Source organism: Microbacterium sp. EYE_78 (assembly GCF_023149035.1).
Taxonomy (GTDB): Bacteria; Actinomycetota; Actinomycetes; order Actinomycetales; family Microbacteriaceae; genus Microbacterium.
Genome location: NZ_JAHXMY010000001.1, coordinates 797,022 through 820,271 on the forward strand (window position 1 = coordinate 797,022; position 23,250 = coordinate 820,271).

Here is a 23,250-nt window from a genome sequence, read left to right on the forward strand (position 1 = left end):
CGCCCACGACGGTAACGACAATCGTTGACGCGGATCAAATCGATCCATCGACTTGCATGAACGCCGCCCGACGACTATCGCGCGCGCGCACGTCGGGTCCGGCTGCAGTGGGACTCTTGACGGATTCGAGGTTCAGTGGTTACCTACTCATGTAACTAACCAACGAACAGTGCGGAGTCGGAATGGTCGACGAAGGACGTCCGCTCTTCCTGCAGATCGCGGAGAGCATCGAGGACTCGATCATCGACGGGAGTCTGTCCGAACAGGACCAGGCGCCGTCGACGAACGAGCTCGCCGCGTTCCATCGCATCAACCCGGCCACCGCAGCGAAGGGGATCACGATGCTCACCGACAAGGGCGTGCTGGTCAAGCGCCGCGGCATCGGCATGTTCGTCGCCGACGGCGCCCGCGAGCTCCTGCTCACCGAGCGGCGTTCGGCATTCGCCGACCGCTACCTCGACCCCCTCATCGCCGAGGCACGAAAACTCGGCCTCGGCCCCGACGACCTCGCCCGCCTGCTGGCGGAGCGTGCCACCGCATCCAGAGCGAAAGGAACCGCACGATGACCGCCGTCATCGAGGTGAAGAACCTCACCAAGCGTTACCGCGACACCACCGCCGTGGACGACATCTCGTTCACCATCGAGCGCGACTCGATCTACGGCCTCCTCGGCCGCAACGGCGCCGGCAAGACCACCGTCATGTCGATCCTGACGGCGCAGAACTTCCCCACCGCGGGCGACGTCCGCGTCTTCGGGGAGTCCCCCTACGAGAACGCCGCCGTCCTCAGCCGCATGTGCTTCGTCCGCGAGAGCCAGAAGTACCCGGACGACGCCACGCCGCTGCACGCCTTCCGCATCGCGCGGCTGTTCTACCCGCACTGGGACCAGCCGCTGGCGGACAAGCTCGTCAGGGAGTTCCGGCTTCCGGTGAAGACCCGCATCAAGAAGCTCTCTCGAGGACAGCTGTCGGCAGTGGGCGTCATCATCGGCATCGCGGCCCGTGCCGAGGTCACCTTCTTCGACGAGCCGTACCTGGGGTTGGATGCCGTCGCGCGCCAGATCTTCTACGACCGCCTCCTCGAGGACTACGCAGAGCACCCGCGCACGATCATCCTCTCGAGCCACCTCATCGACGAGGTGTCGAACCTGCTTGAGAAGGTCATCGTCATCGACGGCGGACGCATCGTCATGGACGAGGACACCGAGTCCGTGCGGGACCGTGCGGCGACCATCGTCGGCGAGAGCGCGGCCGTCGAGGCGTTCGTCGCCGACCGCGAGGTGATCCACCGCGAGAGCCTCGGCCGCGTGACGAGCGCCACTGTCGTCGGCGTCCTGACCCGGGCGGACCGCGCCGAACTGGCGGCATCCGGTCTCGACGTCACCCCCGTCTCGCTGCAGCAGCTCATCGTGCGGCAGACCCAGAACTCCGCCAAGACCGACGAAGGAGCACTCCGATGAACCGCACCCTCAACGTCGTCCGCATGCAGCTCGTGAACCGCGCCACCTACATCTGGGTGCCGCTCATCGTGCTCGGCGGCACCGTCGTCATCAGCCTCGCCATCTTCGGTCTCATCTCCAGCAACGGCGTCGAGACCACGATGTTCGGCGGCGGGGCGCAGGCGCCGCTGTGGTACTTCCTCGCCGTGGGTGTGCAGGCACTGACGCTCACGTTCCCGTTCTCGCAGGCGATGAGCGTGACCCGACGGGAGTTCTACCTCGGGACGCTCCTCACCGCAGCGCTGACCTCGCTCGGCCTCGCCGTGCTCTTCGTCATCGGTGGGTTCATCGAGGAGGCTACGAACGGCTGGGGCATGAACGGCTACATGTTCCGTCTGACGTGGGTGTGGTCGCAGGGCCCGCTCGTCGCCGGGCTCTTCTTCTTCACCCTCGCCTTCCTGTTCTTCGTCGTCGGCTTCTGCTTCGCGACGATCTACAAGCGGTGGACCAACGTCGTCATGACGCTCGTCATCGTCGCCATCGCGCTGCTGCTGGTGGCCGCGATGTGGCTGATCGGTCAGCTCGACGCCTGGCAGCCGGTGCTGACCTGGTTCGGCTCGCTCACGCCCATCGCCCTCACGGGGTCGATGCTGCTGGGCTCGGCGGTCCTGGCGGCGATCTCGTACGGGATGCTGCGCCGCGCCATCGCCTGAGGTGGGGAACGGCAGCGGCCGGGGATCGCGTGAGCGGTCCTCGGCCGCGGTACGATTCGGACCCACCGAACCGAAGCGGAGAGCGCCATGGCACGTCTGGAATCCGAAGCCTCCGCCGACGTCCGCGCCGCCGAAGCGGCCGCAGATGCCGAGCTGGGCGGAATGGATGCCGGATTCCGGGAGCGCTTCGACGAGGTGTTCCCCGTGCTCCACGGCCTGTTCCTCGAGCTGTACGGCGACCGCGACGACGGCCGGGAGGCGCTGGCCGCCGTCGTCGGTTCGGCCGCGGGAGCGTGGCGGGACCGGCCGCAGAGCTTGAAGGCGCTCGATGCCCGTCGATCGACCGATCCGGAGTGGTACCTGTCGGAGCGGATGCTGGGGGGCGTCTGCTACGTCGACCGCTATGCGGGTTCGCTGCGCGGCATCCGGGATCGCATCCCCTCATTCCAGGAACTGGGACTCACCTACCTGCACCTCATGCCGCTGTTCGCCTCCCCCGAGGGCAACAACGACGGCGGGTACGCGGTGTCGAGCTACCGCGAGGTGGACCGGCGTCTGGGCACGATGGCGGACCTGGCGGAGCTGGCCACCGACCTGCGCGAGGCGGGCATCTCGCTCGTCGTGGACTTCATCTTCAACCACACGAGCAACGAGCACGAGTGGGCGCGGAAGGCGGTCGCGGGCGAGCCGGGGTACGAGGACTTCTACCTGATCTTCCCCGACCGCACGATGCCCGACCGCTATGAGCAGACCGTCCGCGAGATCTTCCCCGACGACCACCCCGGGTCGTTCGTGCAGCTGCCCGACGGGCGCTGGATCTGGGCGACGTTCTACCACTTCCAGTGGGACCTGAACTATGCGAACCCTGCGGTCTTCCGTGCGATGGCCGGCGAGATGCTGTTCCTCGCCAACCAGGGCGTCGAGGTGCTGCGGATGGATGCCGTCGCCTTCATCTGGAAGCGACTCGGCACGACGTGCGAGTCGCTGCCCGAGGCGCACCTGCTGCTGCGGGCGTTCAATCAGGTGCTGAAGCTCGGCGCCCCGTCAGTGCTGTTCAAGTCCGAGGCGATCGTCCACCCCGACGAAGTGGTCACCTACATCTCGACCGACGAGTGCCAGCTCTCTTACAACCCGCTGCAGATGGCGCTCGGCTGGGAGGCCCTCGCGACCCGCGACGGCAGGCTGCTGCAGAAGGCGCTCGACGAGCGCCACGACCTCCCGCCCGGCACCGCGTGGGTCAACTACGTCCGCAGCCACGACGACATCGGCTGGACCTTCGCCGATGAGGATGCCGCAGCCCTCGGCATCGACGGCTACTCCCACCGGCGGTTCCTGAACGACTTCTACGTGGGCCGGTTCCCGGGCACGTTCTCGCGCGGGGTGCCGTTCCAGGAGAACCCGAAGACCGGCGATGCCCGCGTGACCGGCACGACCGCGTCGCTCGCCGGCGTCGAGGCGGGCGATCCCGGCGGCGAGGACCGCGTCGTCCTGGCGCACGCGCTCGCGCTGTCGACCGGTGGCATCCCGCTGCTCTACCTCGGTGACGAACTCGGCCAGCTGAATGATTACGGCTACCGGGACGACCCGGCAAAGGCGGGCGACAGCAGATGGGTGCACCGGCCCGAAGCCGATCCTGCGGCGTTCGCGTCGCGGCACGACACGACCACGGTGGCGGGCCGCATCCACACCCGCCTGGTGGCGCTGATCGACGCTCGGCGGCGGACGCCGGAGTTCGCCGGCAACCCGCTGACGCCGTTCCACACCCCGCATCCGTCGGTCGTGGGCTTCCAGCGGATCGGCGCGGGCACGGTGGTCGTGCTCGCGAACGTCGGGGACCACGCCGTGACGATCGACCGCGTGACGCTGTCGGGATTCGAGTCGGCGGCGACGGACGTCGTGGACGGGTCGTCGGTCGACCTGTCGGGCGGGCTCGAACTGCCGGCGCACGGCTTCCGCTGGCTGCGGGTGCGGCCGGCCTGAGGGCGACCGCGTCCGTGATTGCAATGGATGCCGCGCGGCGCGCCGCGGCATGCGCCTCTCCCCCGGCGTGTCGCCGCGGATCCATTGCATCCGCTGACGGCGGAGAGGCTCAGCGCTCTTCGGCTGCCTCTGTGTGATGGCGGATGACCTCGGCAACCACGAAGTTGAACCACTTCTCGGCGAACTCGGGGTCGAGGTCCGCCTCCGCGGCGAGGCGGCGCAGGCGCGCGGTCTGCTGCTCTTCCCGCGAGGGGTCGGATGCCGGCATCCCGTATTCGGCTTTGAGGACGCCGACCTGCTTCGTGCAGCGGAACCGCTCGGCGAGCATGAAGACGAGCGCCGCGTCGATGTTGTCGATGCTGGAGCGCAGGGTCTGGAGCTGGGCGTTCGGGTCGGTCATGATTCCTCCAGAACCGAGGGTATCGCGGCGATCCGGCTCACCCCGGCTCGGTCGTCCGGACGGCGCCGCACGACAGGCACGACCACGCGACGACGAACCGCTCGTCGTCGAGGATCTCGAACCGCAGCGGATCGCCGCAGGTCGGGCAGCGGTACGGCGACGTCCTTGCCGGCGTGCCCATCAGCTCGGGATCAGCGGCCTCACGCGCCGCCTGACGATCACGGAACTGGTGACGAGGATCGGGCTGGGCGCGCCGTCGCACGATCTGCGACGCGCGCACGTCGCCTGCGACCACCTCTTCGGCCAGGCCGAGGATGAGGCCGAACGAGACTGCGACGTCATGGGCATCCGCGCCCCGTCCGATCGCGTCGGCGACCGCATCATCGAGGTCGGCCAGCGCGCCCTCCGCAGCCCGTGTGCTCGCACCGGGCGCTCCGCCCTCCGTGACCATGAGGGCGTGGCGGAACAGCGCAGCCAGCGCGTCGCGCTGCTCGTCGTCGAAGTGCCGGCTCATCGGCTCGGGAACGGCAGCAGCATGGTCGGCGTCGGCGCCGCTGTGCGGTGCCGCACGCGGCCAGGGGCGCCGGTCCGCAGGTCGAGCGGAAGCGACACCACCTCGTCGGCCTGCTGACCGGCGACGAGCAGCGTGTCCCGGACCACGACGTGGTGGCGCGGCACGCGCGTTCCCGTTTCGGCGAGCGCCACCGGCTGCAACGTCTCACCGGCCCCGCGGACGCGCACCACTGCGATCGTGTCGCTCCCGCGCAGCCCCGCGTACAGGAACTCCGCGTCATGCGACATCGCCAGCTCCGCCGCACGGTCGTCCGGCAGGACGCCCACCTGCGCGCCGCCGACCATGCGGAATCGACCTTCGGCGTCGGGAGCGAGGGCGAAGACCTCGTCGCTGTACTCGGTCAGGACGTAAAGGTGACCGCTCGGGTGCCACCGCATGTGGCGCGGACCGGTGCCCGGCGGCAGTGCGAGGCGCTGGCGCTCCCGACCGTCGCGCCAGAACCGCACGAGGTCGAGGCCCAGGTCGGTCGTCGCGATGATGCCACCCGGCAGCGCGGCCGCCTGGTGGGCATGCGACGGACGGCCGGCGACGGCATCCGTCTTCGGCGCCTCGTCCACCTCCGGAAGGAGGTGCGCGAACTCCTCCCCCGCCACGGCGCGAAGGGCGCGGACAGCGGCGGCGTCGTCGAGCACCGGCTCATCGGCCGCCGTCCACGACCACGCCCGGACGGGGCGCCCGTCGGCGGCCAGCGCGACCTGCACGACCGCGCCGTCGCCGTAGCAGGACACGATCAGCCGGTCGGCCAGCGCCAGGACGTGGCACGGGCTGTCACCGACCGCGACCTCGTCACCGAGCGGCACGAAGGTGCGGTCGCCGGAGCGGCGGTACGCGCGCACCGCCCCTCGCCCCTCGAGCGCCGCATAGACGACGTCGAGGATCGGATGCCCCGCGACCCACGACGGCGATGCGGCCGCCACGACGTCGCCGCCGAACCCCAGCGGGCCGCCGGCCAGCGGCGAGTCGACGCCACCGGCATCGAGCAGCCCGATGCCCGTCGCCGAGCCATCCATGTCGGCGGAGTACCCGCCGAGCAGGAACCGCACGGGTCAGTCGAGCAGGTCGTGGCGCACGATGACCGCGTCGCGGGACGGGCCGACGCCGATGACCGAGATGCGTGTACCGCTCATCTTCTCGAGCGCGAGGACGTAGTCCTGCGCCGTCTGCGGCAGATCCTCGAAGGTGCGGGCCGTCGAGATGTCCTCGCTCCATCCCGGGAAGTGCTCGAGGACCGGGGTCGCGTGGTGGAAGTCGGTCTGGTTGACCGGGACCTCGTCGAACCGCTCGCCGTCGACGTCGTACGCGACGCAGACGGGGATCTCCTTCAATCCGGTCAGGATGTCGAGCTTGGTGAGCACGAGGTCGGTGATCCCGTTGATGCGGGTCGCGTAGCGCGTGATCGGCGCGTCGTACCAGCCGACGCGGCGCGGCCGGCCGGTCGTCGTGCCGAATTCGAACCCGCGCGAGCGCAGGAAATCGCCGTTCTCGTCGAACAGCTCGGTCGGGAACGGACCCGAGCCGACGCGCGTCGTGTAGGCCTTCACGATGCCGACGATGCGGTCGAGTCGGTTCGGGCCGACGCCCGATCCCGTCGCAGCCCCGCCCGCCGTCGCGGAGGAGGAGGTCACGAACGGGTAGGTGCCGTGGTCGATGTCGAGCATGGTCGCCTGGCCGCCCTCGAAGACGACGACGTCGCCGGCGTCCAGCGCATCGCTCAGCAGCAAGCCCGTGTCGCACACCATCGGGCGCAGGCGATCGGCGTACGAGAGCAGGTCGTCGACGACCTCGTCGACGGTGATGGACCGGCGGTTGAAGACCTTCACCAGCAGGTGGTTCTTCTGGTCCAGCGCGCCCTCGACCTTCTGGCGCAGGATGTTCTCGTCGAAGAGGTCCTGCACGCGGATGCCGGTGCGGTTGATCTTGTCGGCGTAGGTCGGGCCGATGCCGCGCCCGGTCGTGCCGATCATGCGCTTGCCGAGGAAGCGTTCGGTGACCTTGTCGAGCGTGCGGTGGTACTGCGTGATGATGTGCGCATTGGCGCTCACCTTCAGGCGCGAGACGTCGACACCGCGGGCGTGCAGTGCGCCGAGCTCCGCGAAGAGCACCTCGAGGTCGATGACGACGCCGTTGCCGATGACGGCGTTGACGCCGGGCGACAGGATGCCGCTGGGCAGCAGGTGCAGGGCGTACTTCTCGTCGCCGATCACCACGGTGTGGCCGGCGTTGTTGCCGCCGTTGAACTTGACGACCCAGTCGGTGCGCTCACCCAGGAGGTCGGTGGCTTTGCCCTTGCCCTCGTCTCCCCATTGCACTCCGACGATCACGATGCCTGGCATGGGCTCTCCCCCGTTATCGGACGGTTACACCCCATCCTATCGGGCCGGGTGCGCGGCACCGACGTGCGGTCATCAGCGGCGCCAGTCCTCGATCGAGCGGCGCGAGCGCATCACCTGACGGAGTTTCTGCAGCACGTACTCGAGGGCGTCCGACTCGGTGTCGAACACCCGCAGCGTGCGGCCCATGGCCCCGCCCCGCTCGTCGGACACCCATACCCGCCATGCGCCGTGATCGTCGCGCGCGAGGACGACGGCGTCCGTCGCCACCGTGCCCACTCCGTACAGCACGGGCGAGTCCAGCGCCTCGTCGCGCACGATCGCCTGCAGCTGTCCGACATCCACCCGCCCATTCTCGTCGCGGCAGCCACGCTGACGGCGTCGTCTCCGCACGGTGCTCCGCGCGCTATCGTTCGCTCATGCGTACCCGAACGTGGCCGACGGTGTGGTCGGTCCTGCGGCTGCTTGCGGCCGCCACCATCATCGCGGCGCTGGTGGGGCAGTTCGTCGCGACCGTCCGCGCCTCGATCGCTGCGGACCGCGACACGGCCACGACGATCGTGAACTTCTTCAGCTTCTTCACGATCCTGTCGAACATCATCGGCGCGCTCGCCCTGCTCGCTGCCGTCGTGTGGTTCTGGATGCGGCCGTATCACGAGCAGCGCGAGCCGCGAGGCATCGCGCTGGCACTCGCGGTGGCGACCACGTGCCTCCTCATCACGGGCGTGGTCTACAACATCCTGCTGCGTCCCCTGCCGAACAACGCGGACGACCACGTCGCGTGGGCGAACGAGATCGTGCACGTCGTGGCTCCGGCGTTCCTGCTGCTGGACCTGCTCATCGCCCCCACCCGCCGCGCGCTGCCCTGGCGGTCGGTGCTGGCCGTCCTCGCCGTGCCGAGCATATGGATCGCCTACACGCTGCTGCGGGGGCCGTTCGTCACCGACCCTCGGCTCGGGGTCGCGTTCTGGTACCCCTACCCGTTCCTCAACCCGAACGGCGTCGCCGGCTGGGGCGGGGTGTGGGCCTACGTCGCGGGTATCGCCGCCGCCTTCGTCGCGGTCGGCTCCTTCGTGGTGTGGATCTCGCGTCTGCGCGGGCGGGAACGCGAGGCATCCCCCGCCGTCGTCCCCGCGACCCCCTGAGTCGTCAGCGCCCCGAGGACTCGCGCACGATCAGGTGCGTGGGCAGCGGGGTGTCCTCGGTGAGACCGTCGGGCTCCTCCACCGCGAGCAGGACCTTCTGCATCATGAGCTCTCCGAGCGCGCGGAAGTCCTGCCTGACGGTCGTCAGCGGCGGCGACAGGTACGCCGCCTCGGGCACGTCGTCGAACCCGACCACTGCGACGTCCTCCGGCACCCGCAGGCCCCGCGCCCGGAGGGCCGACAGCAGCCCGATCGCCATGTGGTCGTTGCCGACGAAGACGGCGTCGCCCGGCTCGACGGCGAGGGTGCGGCCGATCTCGAACCCGCTCGCGGCCGACCAGTCGCCGTGCACCGGTTCACCGGCGGACAGTCCGTGCGCGGCGAGCTCGTCCCGCCACCCGCGGATGCGCTCGACCGCGTCCGGATTTCGCACCGGTCCTGCGATGTGCAGGATGCGTCGGTGCGCCAGTTCTGCGAGGTGGCGGACCGCCGAGCGCGCACCGCGGTACTGGTCGATCGACACGAGGGACGGGTGCCGTCGCTGCGTCGCCGCCGCGGCGACCATCGGCACTCCGAGGTCGAGGCCGCGGACGACCTCGAGGACGCCGAGGTCGGTCACGACCAGGACGATCGCGTCGACGCGCTGGCGCAGGAGGCCCTCGACGACCGAGCGGACGCTCGCCGGGTCGGTGTCGGGCGATGTGACCGAGTCGACGGAGTACCGCTCGACGCGCGCCGCGACGTTGAAGTGCATCGCGATGGACGTCGGCCCGAAGTCCGCCGTGCCCGGCGTGATCAGCCCGATGGTCCGGGTGCGCTTGGTGACGAGCGCGCGGGCCGCCGGCGACGGGCTGTAGCGCAGCTGCGCCATCGCCTGCTCGACGCGGGCTCGGGTGGCGGGTCGGACGTTGGGCAGATCGTTGAGCACCCGCGACACGGTCTGGTGCGAGACCCCCGCGAGGCGCGCGACGTCGAAGATGTTCGCGGACTTCGCGCCGCGCTCGTCGCTCACGACTCGTCCTCGGGCCGCGCGACGAGCGCCAGCAGCGAATCGACCGTGAGCGAATCGGCGGGGATCGTGTCGACGAGCCGTCCGCCGCGCATGATCGCGATCCGGTTCGAGACCCGCAGCACCTCTTCGAGCTCGGCGGAGATGAACAGCACCGAGAGGCCGTTGTCGGCGAGGTCGGCGACGAGCCGCTGGATCTCGACCTTCGCGCCGACGTCGATGCCGCGGGTGGGCTCGTCGAGCACCAGCACCCGCGGCGACAGCGCGAGCAGGCGGGCGAGCAGCACCTTCTGCTGGTTGCCGCCCGACAGGGTGCCCGCGGGCCGGTCAGGGTCGGCGGGTCGGATGTCGAGCGCCTCGATCCAGCTGAGCGCCAGTTCGCGACGTCGCGCACGACTGAGGCGATGCAGGATGCCGCGATCGGCCTGCAGCGCGAGGGTGATGTTGTCCTGCACGCTCAGCTCGCCGATGATCCCCTCGGTACGGCGGTTCTCCGACGAGTACACGATGCCCCGGCCGATCGCGCGGCGAGGGGTCGCGAGGACGGCCGGCGTGCCGCGCACCTCGAGGACGCCCGCGTCCGGACGGTCGACGCCGGTGAGCGCACGCGCCAGTTCGCTCCGCCCCGAGCCGAGCAGCCCCGCGAGCCCGACGACCTCGCCCTCGCCGATCGTCAGGGTCGCTCCGGTCAGCCCGGTCCCCGAGGCGAGGTCGCGTCCGGCGAGCGCGACGGGGCCGGATGCCGCGGCATCCTCCCGCTGGTGGACGTCGATCTCGTCGGCGCCGCGGCCGAGCATCTTCTCCACGAGGTCGACGCGCAGCAGCTCGGTCGGCACGTACTCGCCGATGCGGCGGCCGCCGCGGAGCACCGTGATGCGGTCGCAGATCTCGTAGACCTGGTCGAGGAAGTGCGACACGAACAGCACCGCGACGCCGCGCGAGGTGAGTTCGCGGATCACGCGGAAGAGCTCGGCGACCTCGTCGAGATCGAGGCTCGAGGTCGGCTCGTCGAGCACGACGACGCGCGCGTCGACCGAGATCGCGCGGGCGATGGCGACGAGCTGCTGCACCGCGAGGGAATGCCGCGACAGCCGCGAGCGCGGATCGATGGCGAGGCCGAGTCCCTCGAGGATCTCGCCCGCGCGGCGGTGCGTCTCGCGCCAGTCGATCGCTCCGAATCGACGGCTCTCGCGGCCCAGCAGGACGTTCTCGCCGACCGACAGGTTCGGCAGGAGGTCGATCTCCTGGTACACCGCGCTGACGCCGGCGGCGAGCGCATCGGCCGGCGAGGCGAAGTGCACCGGCTCTCCGCCGATGCGGATCGTCCCGGCATCCGGTCGGAGCGCGCCCGTGATCGCCTTGATGAGCGTCGACTTGCCGGCGCCGTTCTCGCCCATGAGCGAGTGGACCTCGCCCGGCAGCAGGCGGAAGTCGACCGCGTCGAGCACCGTCTCGGCGCCGAAGCGGACGGTCGCGCCGGTCACGTCCACGACCGGCGCGACCGCTGCTTCGCGCGCATCCATACGGACCATCATGCCCGCGGCGAGCCTCCCCCGAGGTTCACCGCGACGTTCGCGACGTCCGCGCGACCAGCAGCCGCTGCACGACGACGAAGACGAGCAGCAGCGCGCCGATCGTGATGCGCGTCCAGGACTGGTCGACGCCGAGGAACGAGATCGCCGTCTTGATCGTGCCGTAGACGAAGACGCCGATCATGGAGCCGAGCACGAAGCCGCTGCCGCCCGTGAGCAGCGTGCCGCCGATCACCACCGCGGCGATGGTGTCGAGCTCGGTCCCGATGCCGTTCAGGGGGTAGGACGCTCCGGTGTACGCCGTGAAGACGACGCCGGCGAGTCCCGCACACACCCCGCTGATGACGTAGGCGAGCAGCTTCGTCCGCACGACCGGCAGACCCATCAGGCGCGCCGACTGCTCGTTGCCGCCGATCGCGTAGATCGTCCGGCCGAACCGCGTGAACTGCAGGATCAGGATGCCGACGACGACCACGACGAGCGCGAGGATGCCGGTCGGCGTGATGTAGAAGCTACCCGGGCCACCCTGCATGCGGGTCGACTGCAGCCACAGGATCGCCGGCTCCTCGACGCGGATCGAGGAGAGGCTCACCATGAACGCGAGCCCGCGGGCCGCGAACATCGCCGCGAGCGACGCGATGAACGGCTGCACCCCGAAGTACTGCACGAGCACCCCGACGAACAGGCCCATCAGGGCACCGAGGACCAGCATGACCGGGATGACGAGGGCCACCGGCATCCCCTGGCTCAGCATGCTGGCACCCAGCATCCCGGTGAACGCCATCACCGCGCCGACCGAGAGGTCGATCCCGCCGGTGAGGATGACGAAGGTCATGCCGACCGCGAGGATCAGCAGGTACGCGTTGTCGAGCAGGAGCGCCGACAGCACGCGCGGGGTCACGAAGTTGCCGAAGTAGGCCTGCGCCCCGATGAGCATCGCGACGAGGATGACGACGGCGGCGAACACGGGCACCCACGAGGCGTGCCGGCTGCGGAAGCGCTGGATCGTGTCGGCGAACCCGCCGGTGCGACCGAGGTCGGCGGTGACGGCGCTCACGAGGCCACCTCCGCAGTGCGACGGCCGCCGCCTCGGACGGCATCGGCCCCCTTCGCGAACAGCGACCGCGTCCGCGGCGACTGGACGAGCACCACGATGACCACGACGATCGCGAGGAACAGCGGGCTGACCGCCGGCGGCACCCCGAGGAAGGTGATCGTCGACTTGAGCGTCTGGATCGTGAAGACGCCGACGACGGTGCCGGCGATCGTGAACTTGCCGCCCATGAGGCTCGTGCCGCCGAGGACGACGGCGAGGATCGCGTCGAGCTCGATGTAGAGGCCCGCCGCGTTGGCATCGGCCGCCATGATGTTCGACGAATAGAGGATGCCGGCGAACCCCGCCAGCAGGCCGCTCGCCGCGTACGCGCCCCAGATGATGCCGCGCGAGCGCACACCCGCGAGGCGGCTTGCCTCGGGATTGATGCCGACGGCCTCGGTGAGGACGCCGAGGGCGGTCCGGCGCTGCAGCACGGCGACGATGACGATCGCGATGACCGAGACGTAGAAGGCGAACGGCAGGCCCACGAGGTAGCCCTGCGCCATGAAGCGGTAGGGCGCGCTCGTGATGGTCGTGATGAAGCCGCCCGTGATGAGGAGGGCGACGCCGCGACCGGCGAGCATGAGCACGAGGGTCGCGATGATCGGCTGGACGCCGACGACCGCGACGAGGAAGCCGTTCCACACCCCGAGCAGCAACGCCACGAAGACGGCGAGCGCGATCGCGATGAGGACGGTCGACAGGTCCTCGGGAGCGGGCGAGGCCGAGATGTAGGTGAGCGCGACGGCACCCGAGACCGCCATGATCGCGCCGACCGAGAGGTCGATGCCGCGCGTCGCGATGACGAGGGTCATGCCCAGAGCCACGAGCATGAGCGGCGCGCTGTTGCGCAGGATGTCGATCAGCGGACCGTACAGCTGACCGTTCTGCACCGTGATCGAGATGAAGGAGGGCCTCGCGATCGTGTTGACGATCACGAGCACGAGCAGTGCCGCGATCGGCCAGACGAGGCGGTGCGCCAGGAAGCGCTTCAGGGTCGGGTTCATGCCGCTGTCTCCGGGTTGAGGCGAGACGACGTCGTCTCGCCGGACTCTTGCGCGATGAGGGCGACCAGATCGTCGACCGTCACGTCGGCGGCGTCCAGTTCGCCGATCTTAGAACGGTCGCGCAGCACCACGATGCGCTGGGCGATGCGGACCACCTCCTCGAGCTCGGAGGAGATGAAGACGACCGAGAGGCCCTCGGCCGCGAGCTCGGCGACCTTGCGCTGGATGTCGGCCTTTGCGCCGACGTCGATGCCGCGCGTCGGCTCGTCGAGGATGATCAGCTGCGGCGCGGTGGCGAGCCATCGCGCGAGCAGGACCTTCTGCTGGTTGCCGCCCGAGAGGTTGCGGACGAGCGCGTTCGGGTCGGCGGGGCGGACGCCGAGCGCCGAGATGTACTCCGAGACGATGGCGTCGCGCTCGGCGCGGCCGATGGGACGCATCGCGCCGCGCTTCGCCTGGATGCCGAGGACGATGTTCTCGGCCACGGTGAGGTCGGCGATGATGCCCTCGGCGCGACGGTCCTCGCTCGAGAAGGCGATGCGCTTGTCGATCGCATTCCGCGGGGTCGTGATGCGCGCGGCATCCCCCCGCACTTCGTGGGTGCCGGCGTCGGCGCGGTCGGCGCCGTAGACGAGGCGGACCAGTTCGCTGCGGCCTGAGCCGAGCAGGCCCGCGATGCCGACGACCTCGCCCTCGTACACCGCCATGTCGACCGGTTCGATGACGTTCTTGCGGCCGAGCCCGGCGACGCGGAGGACCGGCGTCGCGCTGCGGTCGATCTCGCGCTCCGACGTACGGGAGAGGGCTTCGAGCTCGTCGAGCTGGCGGCCGATCATCTTGGCGATGAGCTCGCCACGGGGAAGCTCCGCGGGCAGGTACTCCCCCACCAGCTGGCCGTTGCGAAGGACCGTCAGGCGGTCGGAGATCTCGTAGACCTGGTCGAGGAAGTGCGTGACGAAGAGGATGGCGACACCGCGGTCGCGGAGGCCGCGGACGACGGTGAAGAGCTGCTCGACCTCGCTGCGATCAAGGCTCGACGTCGGCTCGTCGAGGACGAGCACGCGGGCGTCAGCGACCGTCGCGCGGCTGAGGGCGACGAGTTGCTGCACCGCGATGGAGTGGGACGACAGGGCGGAGCGCGGATCGATGTCGAGCCCGAGGGCGGCGAGATGACGCGTCGCCTCGCGGTGGGTGGCGCGCCAGTCGATGAAGCCCGCCCGCCGCACCTCGCGGCCGAGCATGACGTTCTCGCCGACCGACAGGTTCGTGCAGAGGTTGACCTCCTGGTACACCGTGGAGATCCCGGATGCCTCTGCGTCGGCGGTCGAGCGGAACACCCGCTGCTCGCCTGCGACCTCGATCGTCCCGCCGTCGATCGCGTGGACGCCCGTGAGCGCCTTGATGAGCGTCGACTTGCCGGCACCGTTCTCGCCCATCAGGGTGTGGACCTCGCCGGAGCGGAGCGTGAGATCGACGCCGTCGAGCGCGAGCACCCCGGGGAATCGGATGGTGACGTCCCGCATCCGCACGACCTCGTCGCGCGGCGGGGCGGTGGCCGGGAAGACCGGCGTGGCTGCGACATCGACCATGAAGCGCGCCTTTCCGTGATGACCGCCGGGGACCGGAATCCGGTCCCCGGCGGTGGTTCGGTGATCCGCAGGGTTCCGGGATCAGTAGGGGCGGGAGTCGAGGACCTCGGCGGCCTGCTCGGGCGTGAACGACTGATCCTCCACGATCGTGCGCTTCTCGACCTCGTCACCGGCGACGACAGCCTTGACGAGCTCGGCGGCCTTGTCACCCAGCAGCGGGTTGCACTCGACGATGAAGTTGAACTCGCCGTTCGCGAGGGCGGTCATGCCGTCCTTCACCGCGTCGATCGTCACGATCTGGATGTCCTTGCCCGGGGTCAGACCCGCGGCCTTGATGGCGTCGAGCGCGCCCAGGCCCATGTCGTCGTTGTGGGCGAAGAGGACGTTGATGTCCTTGCCGTACTTCTGGAGGTAGCCCTCCATGACCTTCTTGCCGCCGTCACGGGTGAAGTCACCCGTCTGCGAGTCGAGCACGTTCACGTCGGTGCCCGCGATCGCCTCGTCGAAGCCGGTCGCCCGGTCGAGCGCGGCCGAGGATCCCGTCGTGCCCTCGAGGACGACGAGGTTCGCGCCCTTGCCGTCGAAGTTCTCCTTGACCCACTCGCCGGCGGTGCGGCCCTCCTGCTCGAAGTCGAGCCCGACCCACGAGGCGTAGAGGTCTTCGCTCGCCGAGACGGTGCGGTCCTCGAGGACGACCGGGATGCCGGCATCCTTCGCCTCCGTCAGGACGTCGTCCCAGCCGTCGACCGTGATCGGGGCGATGACGATGGCGTCGACACCCTGGTTGATGAAGTTGCGGACCGCGGAGATCTGCGCCTCCTGCTTGTTGTCCGCGGCGTTGAAGATCAGCTCGAAACCGTTCTCCGCCGAGAAGGCGCTCTTCATCGATTCGGTGTTGGCGGCGCGCCAACCCGACTCCGATCCGGTCTGCGCGAAGCCGATCGTGATGACGTCGTCACCGCCGCCACCGCCCGCCGCGGGCGTCGCGCCACCGGCGCATCCCGTCATCGCCAGTGCGAACGCCCCCAGCATGGCCGCGGCCGCGTAAACACTCTTCTTCATCCCAAAACCTCCTTGTTCGGGTCCGGCTCACCGCCGGTGTTCCGGGCCGCCATGGCCTCCGGATGCTCGAATGTTAGCCTTCACATTTTCGCGGGCACAAGATTGTGAGCGATAACATTCGGGTAACGCACTAGTCGCGCGTCGAATTTCGTCCGGTGCGACCTGTGCGACGGCCCCTGCACATGTGAACACTCACATCGCTGCGCCGGTCGGCGGCGATCCCTTGCGACGCGGCGTCACACCGCATCCACTCACCGGCGCGTCGTCGGAGATTCCCGCGATACGGCCCGCGCGTAACCCCGCCGCGGCGCTGACGGCCCGCTCGATAGGATGGAGACCATGTCGAAGGTCCTCCAGTCCCTGCCCGTCGGCGAGCGCGTCGGCATCGCCTTCTCGGGGGGTCTCGACACCTCGGTCGCGGTCGCGTGGATGCGCGATAAGGGCGCCGTCCCCTTCACGTACACCGGCGATCTCGGCCAGTACGACGAGGACGACATCGCCTCCATCCCCGGCCGTGCACTGCAGTACGGGGCCGAGGGATCCCGCCTCATCGACTGCAAGCCGATGATGGTCGAGGAGGGCCTCGTCGCCCTCTCCTGCGGCGCCTTCCACATCCGCTCGGGCGGACGCACCTACTTCAACACGACGCCGATCGGCCGCGCCGTCACGGGCACGATGCTCGTCCGTGCCATGAAGGAGGACGGCGTCGACATCTGGGGCGACGGCTCCACCTATAAGGGCAACGACATCGAGCGGTTCTACCGCTACGGCCTGCTCGCGAACCCGGCGCTGCGCATCTACAAGCCGTGGCTGGATGCCGACTTCGTCACGGAGCTCGGCGGCCGCACCGAGATGAGCGAATGGCTCGTCGCGCACGGCTTCCCGTACCGCGACTCGGTCGAGAAGGCGTACTCCACCGACGCGAACATCTGGGGCGCGACCCACGAAGCCAAGACCCTCGAGCACCTCGACGTCTCGCTCGAGATCGTCGAGCCCATCATGGGCGTCCGGTTCTGGGACCCCGAGGTCGCTATCGAGACCGAAGACGTGTCGGTCACCTTCGAGGCGGGACGGCCCGTCGCGATCAACGGCGTCGAGTACGCGGATGCCGTGGCCCTGGTCATGGCGGCGAACGAGATCGGCGGGCGCCACGGCCTCGGCATGAGCGACCAGATCGAGAACCGCATCATCGAGGCGAAGTCGCGCGGCGTCTACGAGGCGCCGGGTATGGCGCTGCTGTTCATCGCGTACGAGCGCCTGGTCAACGGCATCCTGAACGAGGACACCCTCGCCACCTACCACGAGCAGGGCCGACGCCTCGGTCGCCTCATGTACGAGGGACGCTGGCTCGAGCCGCAGTCCTTCATGCTGCGCGAGTCGATCCAGCGCTGGGTGGGCTCCGCGATCAGCGGCACCGTGACCCTGCGTCTGCGCCGCGGCGAGGACTACACGATCCTGAACACCGAGAGCCGCAACCTGTCGTACTCCCCCGAGAAGCTCTCGATGGAGCGCGTCGGTGACGCCGCCTTCGGTCCGACCGACCGCATCGGTCAGCTGACGATGCGCAACCTCGACATCGCCGACTCGCGCGCCCGCCTCGAGCACTTCGTGTCGCTCGGCATGATCGGCGGCGCGACCGCCGACCTGGTCGGCGAGCTCGAGCAGGGCGGCGCCGACGCCATCACCGGGAACTCCGGTGAGGTCGACGAGCTGGCGGGTGCGATCGACGAGGCGGGGGACTCGGCGTCCTTCGACTTCGGCGCCGACTGACACCCCCTCGCCGGCGTCGCCGCCCCTCGGCGTCTACCGGCCGCCGACCCAGCCGGGCGCGGCGTACTCCTCGCCCGGACGGCGCACGAACCACGCGCCCGCCCGGCGCGGCAGCGTCAGCGGCTCGCGCAGCAGCGCACGCCCGTCGCGCTCGAGCGTGAGGTCGGTGTCCCAGGGCGACACGTTGATCGCGTGCACGACCTCGACCCCCTCGGGGGTCCGGCAGGGCACGACGACGACGCCGCGGCTGTCGGACGTGATCCGCACGGCCGGCTCGGCGCCGAGGCGGGACAGCACCGCGTCCCAGATGCCGGGCAGGCAGGGCAGGTCCGCGGCCGCGAGCACCACGCGGCCGCTCCCGACACCGACCTCGAGCACGCACGGCTCGCCGCTGCGCGCGAGCTGCGCGAGCACCGTCGCCTCGGCGGCGGGGTCGCGGAGCGAGAGCGGATGGGCGAACCCGACCGCGACCTCCGCACCGTCCCACGCCGGCCGGCCGTCGACGGTCGCGGCCGCCACGAACGGCGTGCGCCCCGGGGTCGCCGCGTACGTCATGGCGTGCAGGCCCGACTCGTCGCGGACGCCGATGTCGATGCCGAGGCCGTCGATGAGCGACGTGGCGGGCCGGCCCTCGAGATCGTGCTGCGGCAGCGGCCCGGACAGCAGCAGCCGCCCTCCGCGTCGCACCCAGGTGACGAGCGCACCCTGGATGTCGTCGTCGAGGTACGGCGTCGGCGACAGCGCGAGGATCTGATCCGTCGGCAGGCCGTCGAACGCCGCCGGCCCGTCGATCAGCGTCGCGCTCGGGGCGTGTCCGCCGACCACCAGCGCGCGGGTCAGGATCTCGCGGGCGCCGGATCCCCGGAATCGCTCGAGGTCCGCGACGAACGCGGCCTCACGCGCTGACCCCGGAACACGGTACTCCGTCATGTAGTGATCGACGACGAAGCCGATCGCCACCGGCGGCCGCTCCGGCCGCGCCGCACGCAGGGTCTGCGCCTGGTCCGCGACCGCCCGCGTCAGCCGCGTCGTCTCGTCGAACCACGGCGCGAGGTCGCCCTCGGGACGGATGGGCGCGGCGAACCCGTGGCGCTCCCCGGTGAAGGCGATGCGGTCGTTGCCGTCGCCGGCGGGCTCGAAGAGCATCGGATTCCGACCACCGGCCAGCAGGTAGTAGTTGACGATGGATGCGCCCTGGGCGATCGACAGCTGCAGTTTCAGCGCGGCCGCCTCCGGTCCCGTCGTCACGTCGAGCGCCTCGCCGTAGTCGCCCGACCCCACTTCGAACTCCAGCACGCCGTACGGCTGCCCGGGGCGGCAGGTCGCGGCCAGGAACGCGTTCGAGACCCACAGGCCGGGGAGTGTGTCGAGGTCGAGGTCGCCGATGTAGATGTCGTTCCCGGGGATCACCTCGCCGTCCGCCCAGGTGCGGTGCAGCTGCGAGATGCCGAGGGGGAACATCGTCGCCCGGTCGCCCCAGCAGCCGTGGACGTTCACGAGCAGCGGCACCTCGGCGCCGACGCCGCGCTCCCGCATCCACTCGGCCAACAGGCCGGTGTAGCGCGCGTACCGGTCCCGCGTGAACCGGCCCAGATCGCGGTGCAGGGCCAGCACCTGATGTTCGTTCGGGCTCCGCAGCGCGGGCGCCCACGTCGACTGATCCGTGACGTCGAACGACGTGTCGCCGACCCGGTACCGCGCCTGCACGTCCGCCGTCGACGTCGATGCGACGAGTGTCTCGACGAGCTCGGCGACCGTCCGGTCCGAGAGGTCGGGGCTGTTCGTCACCCAAGGCAGCATCCCGATCTCATTGTCGAGCTGCACCGCGACGACGGGTCCGCCACGCGACACCGCGTGCGCCCCGAGGATCGGGATGACGGCGTCGTACCACCCCCGCACGGCCTCGAGATAGGCGGGATGCAGGTAGTCGACGATCGTCTCGGGGCGCATCTCGCCGCGCCAGCCCGGGCAGCGGATCTCAGGATGCCGCCGGATCACCGAATACCCCAGCCCCTCGTTCTTCAACTCGGCCATGACGAAGGGACCCGGCCGAGCGATGACGGACAGCCCCCGCTCCGCGCACAGGTCGAGGAAGCGCGGCAGGTCCAGGTGGGGGTGGCGGTCGCCGAAGTCGACGGAGCCGCCCGGGAGCTCGTGCACGAGCCACGGGATGTACGTCGCGATCGCGGTGACGCCGGTGCGGACGGCGGTGTCGAGTCGATCGGCCCACTGGTCGGCGTCGAGCCGGAAGTAGTGCACCTCCCCCGAGACCACGAGATCGGTGCGCAGGTCGACCGGAGCGGTGACGGGTGTCGGCATCGTGTGACGCTAACCGCGGTAAACGGTTACATCAACCGATCTCGCGACGCTGTGCATCTGCCGAATGAAGTTGCACACGTGTGTGCACGTTCCTATTCTGGAGGGGTGACAGACACCGCTTCTCCCCGCCGCGCGCGAAAGGATGCCGCGGCCAACCGTCTGGGACTGCTCTCGGCCGCCGCGCGGACCCTGGCGCACGACCCGACCGCCTCGGTCGACACCATCGCCCGCGCCGCGGGGCTCAGTCGCCGCGCCCTGTACGGGCACTTCGACGACCGCGACGCGCTCGTCCGCGAGCTCATCGCCACGGGTGCCGAGCGCTTCAACGCGATCGCCGAGCGGGTCGACGACACCGCCTCCGCCCCCGTGGTGCTCGCGCGCCTCGCGCTCTCGCTCTGGGACGGCGCGGCGCACGTCCAGTTCGCGGCCGCGATCGCGCTCGACGACACGCACGTGGGCGACACGGCCGCCGTGCTGACCCCGCTCCGCCGCCGCGTGCTGCGCCTGGTCGAACGCGGTCGCGACGAGGGCACCCTCCGCACGGATCTGTCCGCCCCCACCGTCGCCCGCCTGATCGAGGAGGCGGCACGCACGGTGGTCACGCGCCTCGACGGCGCCCGGCCGGATGCCGCAGACGTCGCCGCACGAGCCATCCTCGGCGTGGCGGGGCTCAGCTGGCGTGAGGCCGACGCCGTGCTCCGGACCGCGCGGTCGTGAGGATCGAGCTCGACGCCGTCTCCAAGGGACGCGGCGGCAGCATCCTCGCGCCGACCTCGCTCGTGATCGAGACCGGACGCGTGGTCCTCGCGACGGCCGAGACCGAGCAGCGCCCGTCGGTGCTCGGCTTGATCGCGTCCGGGCGGATGCGTCCGTCCGGCGGCACCGCGAAGATCGACGGCCGGCGCAGCGCGCGCCGGCTGCGCCGTACGGCCGCCCTCATCGACGCGCCCGACGTCAACGATCCGGCGCCCGACGTCACGGTCGCCGGGGTCGTGGAGGAGGAGCTCATGTTCGCCGGGCGCCGATCCGACCCGATCGCGGCCCGCCGCTGGCTCGACGAGCACGGCCTCCGGTCGCTGGCGGGCACGCCGATGGCCGAGGTGCCGGCGGACGACCGCATCCGCATGCTCCTCGAACTGGCCGCGCTCCGTCCGACGGTCCAGGCACTCGTCCTCGTCTCCCCCGACCGTCACGGCGGCGACCCGGCGCACTGGTGGCGGATCGCCCAGACGTTCGCCGACCGCGGCTACGCCGTCCTCGTGATCGCCGGCGTCGCCGCGGCGAGCGCGCTCCGCCGGCCCGCGCCGACGCATCGTCGCCGCGTCCGGATGCGGGCGGGCGCCGCCCTGCGCTCGCACCATGCCCAGACCTCCCGAGAAGGCACCCCCCGATGAAGATCCCCGCCATGTTCGCCGCAGAGTTCCGGCGTCTCACCTCGACGCGGATGCGGGTGATCGCCCTCATCGCGCTCGTCCTCGTCCCCGTCCTGTACGGCGGTCTGTACCTGTGGGCGAACCAGGATCCCTACGGCAACCTCAGCGAGGTCCCGGTCGCCCTCGTCGTCCAGGACGACGGCGCGGAGCTCAACGGCGACACCCGCAACCTCGGCGACGAGGTCGCATCCGACCTGGTCGAAGACGGCACCTTCGACTGGCACGAAGTGGATGCCGCAGCCGCCGAGCGGGGTCTCGGCGACGGGGCGTTCGACTTCGCCGTGACCCTGCCCGCCGACTTCACGGCCTCGGTCGCCTCGATCGCGACCGCGGACCCGCATCAGGCCGCCATCGATCTGACGACCAACGACGCGAACAACTACCTCGCCTCGACCATCGGGGCGCAGACGGTGGAGCGCATCCGTTCGACCATCACCGAGAAGGTCGTGCGCGAGGCCGGGCTCACCATGCTCGACGCCCTGCACATTATCCGGGTCGATCTCCTCGACGCCGCCGACGGCGCGACGCAGCTCTCCGACGGTCTCATCACCGCCGGCACCGGCGCCGACGACCTCGGGCGCGGCGCGGCGACCCTCGCCGGCGGCACCGCAGCCCTCCGCGACGGCTCCGCCGACCTCGCCCACGGCGTCGACTCGATCGCCGCGAATCTGCATACCCTCTCGGACGGGGCGGAGCAGGTCGCGAGCGGCACCGCCGAGCTGCGCGAGGTCGCCGACCGGGTGGGTGCGGCATCCGATACCGTCACCTCGGCCGTCCCCGGCGTGCGCGACGACCTCGCGGCGGCACTGCGCGAGCAGGGGCTCGGCGACGACCGGATCGCGGAGGTCCTGCACACCCTCGACCCGCTGGGCGACCGGGTCGCCGCGCTCGATGACCGCGTCCAGTCCGCGGTGTCCGACATCGACCGACTCGACGACGGGGCCGCGCAGGTCGCGACCGGCAGCGCGGAGCTCGCCGCGGGCGCCGGCACGGCCGCGGCCGGCGCGCACGACCTGGCGCGCGGCGCGGCGCAGGCCGACGACGGCGCCCAGCGACTGAGCGATGGGGCCACGACGCTGGCCTCCGGCATCCATCGCCTGGAAGACGGCGCCACCGCCCTGCGGGACGGGTTGCGCGACGGGGCGGCGGAGCTCCCCGACGACGACGACGGCACCCGCGCGGCGCAGGCGGCGACCCTCGGCGACCCGGTCGGCGTCTCGGAGGACGCGCTGACGCAGGCGCAGAACTACGGCGCGGGACTCGCCCCCTTCTTCGCAGCCCTCGCCGGCTGGATCGGCATCTACGCGCTGTTCCTCATCGTCAAGCCGGTCTCCCGACGCGCCGTCACGGCGCTCCGTTCCCCCGTCCGCGTCGCCCTCGCGGGGTGGGCGACGCCCGCCGTCCTCGGAGCGGTGCAGATGGCTGCGCTGTTCGGCGTCCTCTCGGTCACGCTCGGCTTCGCCTTCGCCCATCCCCTCCCGACCCTCGGCATCCTGCTCCTCGCCTCGGCCACGTTCGCGGCGATCATCCTGGCCCTGAACGTCTGGCTCGGCTCGGTGGGGCAGTTCGTCGGCCTCGTGCTGATGGTGCTGCAGCTCGTGACCGCCGGCGGCACCTTCCCCTGGCAGACCCTCCCCGCGCCGCTGGCGGCGCTCCACCAGGTCCTGCCCATGGGCTACGTCGTCGACGCGATGCGGCAGGTGATGTACGGCGGCGACGCCTCGAGGGCGTGGGCGGATGCCGCGGTCCTCGCCGCCTGGATGCTCGGCGCGCTCGTGCTCGCGATCCTCGGCGTCACCCGCATGACGCATCGGCGCACCATGCGTGACCTGCAGCCGAGCCTGATCGGCTGA

21 protein-coding genes are annotated in these 23,250 nt (G+C 70.6%); 9 read left to right on the plus strand and 12 right to left on the minus strand.

Annotation, left to right across the window (positions count from 1 at the left end):
• Positions 1-182: 182 nt before the first annotated feature.
• The 4 genes from KZX17_RS03800 (at position 183) to KZX17_RS03815 (ending at position 4,131) form a co-directional block, all read left to right on the plus strand.
• A complete protein-coding gene (locus KZX17_RS03800) occupies positions 183-566 on the plus strand; it encodes a GntR family transcriptional regulator (RefSeq protein WP_248170674.1) in 384 nt (127 codons plus the stop codon).
• Complete coding sequence (locus tag KZX17_RS03805) at positions 563-1,459, plus strand: ABC transporter ATP-binding protein (protein WP_248170673.1); 897 nt, start codon at positions 563-565, stop codon at positions 1,457-1,459. The genes KZX17_RS03800 and KZX17_RS03805 overlap by 4 nt, the downstream gene beginning before the upstream one ends.
• Positions 1,456-2,151: a hypothetical protein gene (locus KZX17_RS03810; RefSeq protein ID WP_248170671.1), complete on the plus strand. Its 696-nt coding sequence runs from the start codon at positions 1,456-1,458 to the stop codon at positions 2,149-2,151. Before KZX17_RS03805 ends, KZX17_RS03810 begins: the two co-directional genes overlap by 4 nt.
• Before the next feature lie 87 nt (positions 2,152-2,238).
• Positions 2,239-4,131 (plus strand): amylosucrase, encoded by a 1,893-nt coding sequence (locus KZX17_RS03815; RefSeq protein ID WP_248170670.1) that lies wholly within the window; start codon positions 2,239-2,241, stop codon positions 4,129-4,131.
• Between the two features lie 109 nt (positions 4,132-4,240).
• Here the strand turns inward: KZX17_RS03815 and KZX17_RS03820 are convergent, their stop codons facing one another.
• From KZX17_RS03820 to KZX17_RS03840, 5 genes are all read right to left on the minus strand, one after another.
• The gene (locus KZX17_RS03820; RefSeq protein WP_248170669.1) at positions 4,241-4,531 is read right to left on the minus strand and encodes a chorismate mutase; all 291 of its coding nucleotides are present in this window, start codon (positions 4,529-4,531) and stop codon (positions 4,241-4,243) included.
• Positions 4,532-4,568: 37 nt separating this feature from the next.
• Complete coding sequence (locus KZX17_RS03825; protein WP_248170668.1) at positions 4,569-5,045, minus strand: hypothetical protein; 477 nt, start codon at positions 5,043-5,045, stop codon at positions 4,569-4,571.
• Positions 5,042-6,148 (minus strand): beta-propeller fold lactonase family protein, encoded by a 1,107-nt coding sequence (locus KZX17_RS03830; protein WP_248170667.1) that lies wholly within the window; start codon positions 6,146-6,148, stop codon positions 5,042-5,044. The genes KZX17_RS03825 and KZX17_RS03830 overlap by 4 nt, the downstream gene beginning before the upstream one ends.
• Positions 6,149-6,151: 3 nt before the next feature.
• Positions 6,152-7,438 (minus strand): adenylosuccinate synthase, encoded by a 1,287-nt coding sequence (locus KZX17_RS03835; protein WP_248170666.1) that lies wholly within the window; start codon positions 7,436-7,438, stop codon positions 6,152-6,154.
• Positions 7,439-7,510: 72 nt separating this feature from the next.
• Entirely contained in the window at positions 7,511-7,780 is a 270-nt protein-coding gene (locus tag KZX17_RS03840; protein ID WP_248170665.1) for a hypothetical protein, read from the minus strand.
• A 74-nt stretch (positions 7,781-7,854) separates the two neighbouring features.
• Between KZX17_RS03840 and KZX17_RS03845 the strand changes: the two genes are divergently transcribed.
• On the plus strand, positions 7,855-8,580 hold the full coding sequence (locus tag KZX17_RS03845) for a Pr6Pr family membrane protein (protein ID WP_248170664.1): 726 nt from the start codon (positions 7,855-7,857) through the stop codon (positions 8,578-8,580).
• Between the two features lie 4 nt (positions 8,581-8,584).
• Here KZX17_RS03845 and KZX17_RS03850 read toward each other — a convergent pair whose 3' ends face one another.
• The 6 genes from KZX17_RS03850 to KZX17_RS03875 all read right to left on the minus strand — a co-directional run bounded on the left by KZX17_RS03850 (position 8,585) and on the right by KZX17_RS03875 (position 15,875).
• Positions 8,585-9,592, minus strand: a complete 1,008-nt coding sequence (locus tag KZX17_RS03850; protein ID WP_248170663.1) for a LacI family DNA-binding transcriptional regulator — start codon at positions 9,590-9,592, stop codon at positions 8,585-8,587.
• Complete coding sequence (locus KZX17_RS03855; RefSeq protein WP_248170662.1) at positions 9,589-11,112, minus strand: sugar ABC transporter ATP-binding protein; 1,524 nt, start codon at positions 11,110-11,112, stop codon at positions 9,589-9,591. Before KZX17_RS03855 ends, KZX17_RS03850 begins: the two co-directional genes overlap by 4 nt.
• A gap of 37 nt (positions 11,113-11,149) precedes the next feature.
• Complete coding sequence (locus KZX17_RS03860; protein WP_248170661.1) at positions 11,150-12,178, minus strand: sugar ABC transporter permease YjfF; 1,029 nt, start codon at positions 12,176-12,178, stop codon at positions 11,150-11,152.
• Positions 12,175-13,224, minus strand: coding sequence for an ABC transporter permease (locus KZX17_RS03865; RefSeq protein WP_248170660.1), 1,050 nt, complete (start codon positions 13,222-13,224; stop codon positions 12,175-12,177). The genes KZX17_RS03860 and KZX17_RS03865 overlap by 4 nt, the downstream gene beginning before the upstream one ends.
• Positions 13,221-14,813 carry a sugar ABC transporter ATP-binding protein gene (locus tag KZX17_RS03870; protein WP_248170659.1) on the minus strand — a complete coding sequence of 531 codons (1,593 nt, stop codon included), beginning with the start codon at positions 14,811-14,813 and terminating at the stop codon, positions 13,221-13,223. Before KZX17_RS03870 ends, KZX17_RS03865 begins: the two co-directional genes overlap by 4 nt.
• A gap of 81 nt (positions 14,814-14,894) precedes the next feature.
• The gene (locus KZX17_RS03875) at positions 14,895-15,875 is read right to left on the minus strand and encodes an ABC transporter substrate-binding protein (RefSeq protein WP_248170658.1); all 981 of its coding nucleotides are present in this window, start codon (positions 15,873-15,875) and stop codon (positions 14,895-14,897) included.
• Positions 15,876-16,214: 339 nt separating this feature from the next.
• On the opposite strand from KZX17_RS03875, the gene argG reads away from it, so the two are divergent.
• Positions 16,215-17,645, plus strand: a complete 1,431-nt coding sequence (argG, locus tag KZX17_RS03880; protein WP_248170657.1) for an argininosuccinate synthase — start codon at positions 16,215-16,217, stop codon at positions 17,643-17,645.
• Positions 17,646-17,678: 33 nt separating this feature from the next.
• Here argG and KZX17_RS03885 read toward each other — a convergent pair whose 3' ends face one another.
• Positions 17,679-19,964: a beta-galactosidase gene (locus KZX17_RS03885; RefSeq protein WP_248170656.1), complete on the minus strand. Its 2,286-nt coding sequence runs from the start codon at positions 19,962-19,964 to the stop codon at positions 17,679-17,681.
• Positions 19,965-20,069: 105 nt separating this feature from the next.
• On the opposite strand from KZX17_RS03885, the gene KZX17_RS03890 reads away from it, so the two are divergent.
• From KZX17_RS03890 to KZX17_RS03900, 3 genes are read left to right on the plus strand one after another with little or no spacing between them, the layout of a single operon-like run.
• On the plus strand, positions 20,070-20,681 hold the full coding sequence (locus KZX17_RS03890; protein WP_248170655.1) for a helix-turn-helix domain-containing protein: 612 nt from the start codon (positions 20,070-20,072) through the stop codon (positions 20,679-20,681).
• Positions 20,678-21,358, plus strand: a complete 681-nt coding sequence (locus KZX17_RS03895) for a hypothetical protein (RefSeq protein ID WP_248170654.1) — start codon at positions 20,678-20,680, stop codon at positions 21,356-21,358. Before KZX17_RS03890 ends, KZX17_RS03895 begins: the two co-directional genes overlap by 4 nt.
• Positions 21,355-23,250, plus strand: coding sequence for a YhgE/Pip family protein (locus KZX17_RS03900; protein WP_248170653.1), 1,896 nt, complete (start codon positions 21,355-21,357; stop codon positions 23,248-23,250). Before KZX17_RS03895 ends, KZX17_RS03900 begins: the two co-directional genes overlap by 4 nt.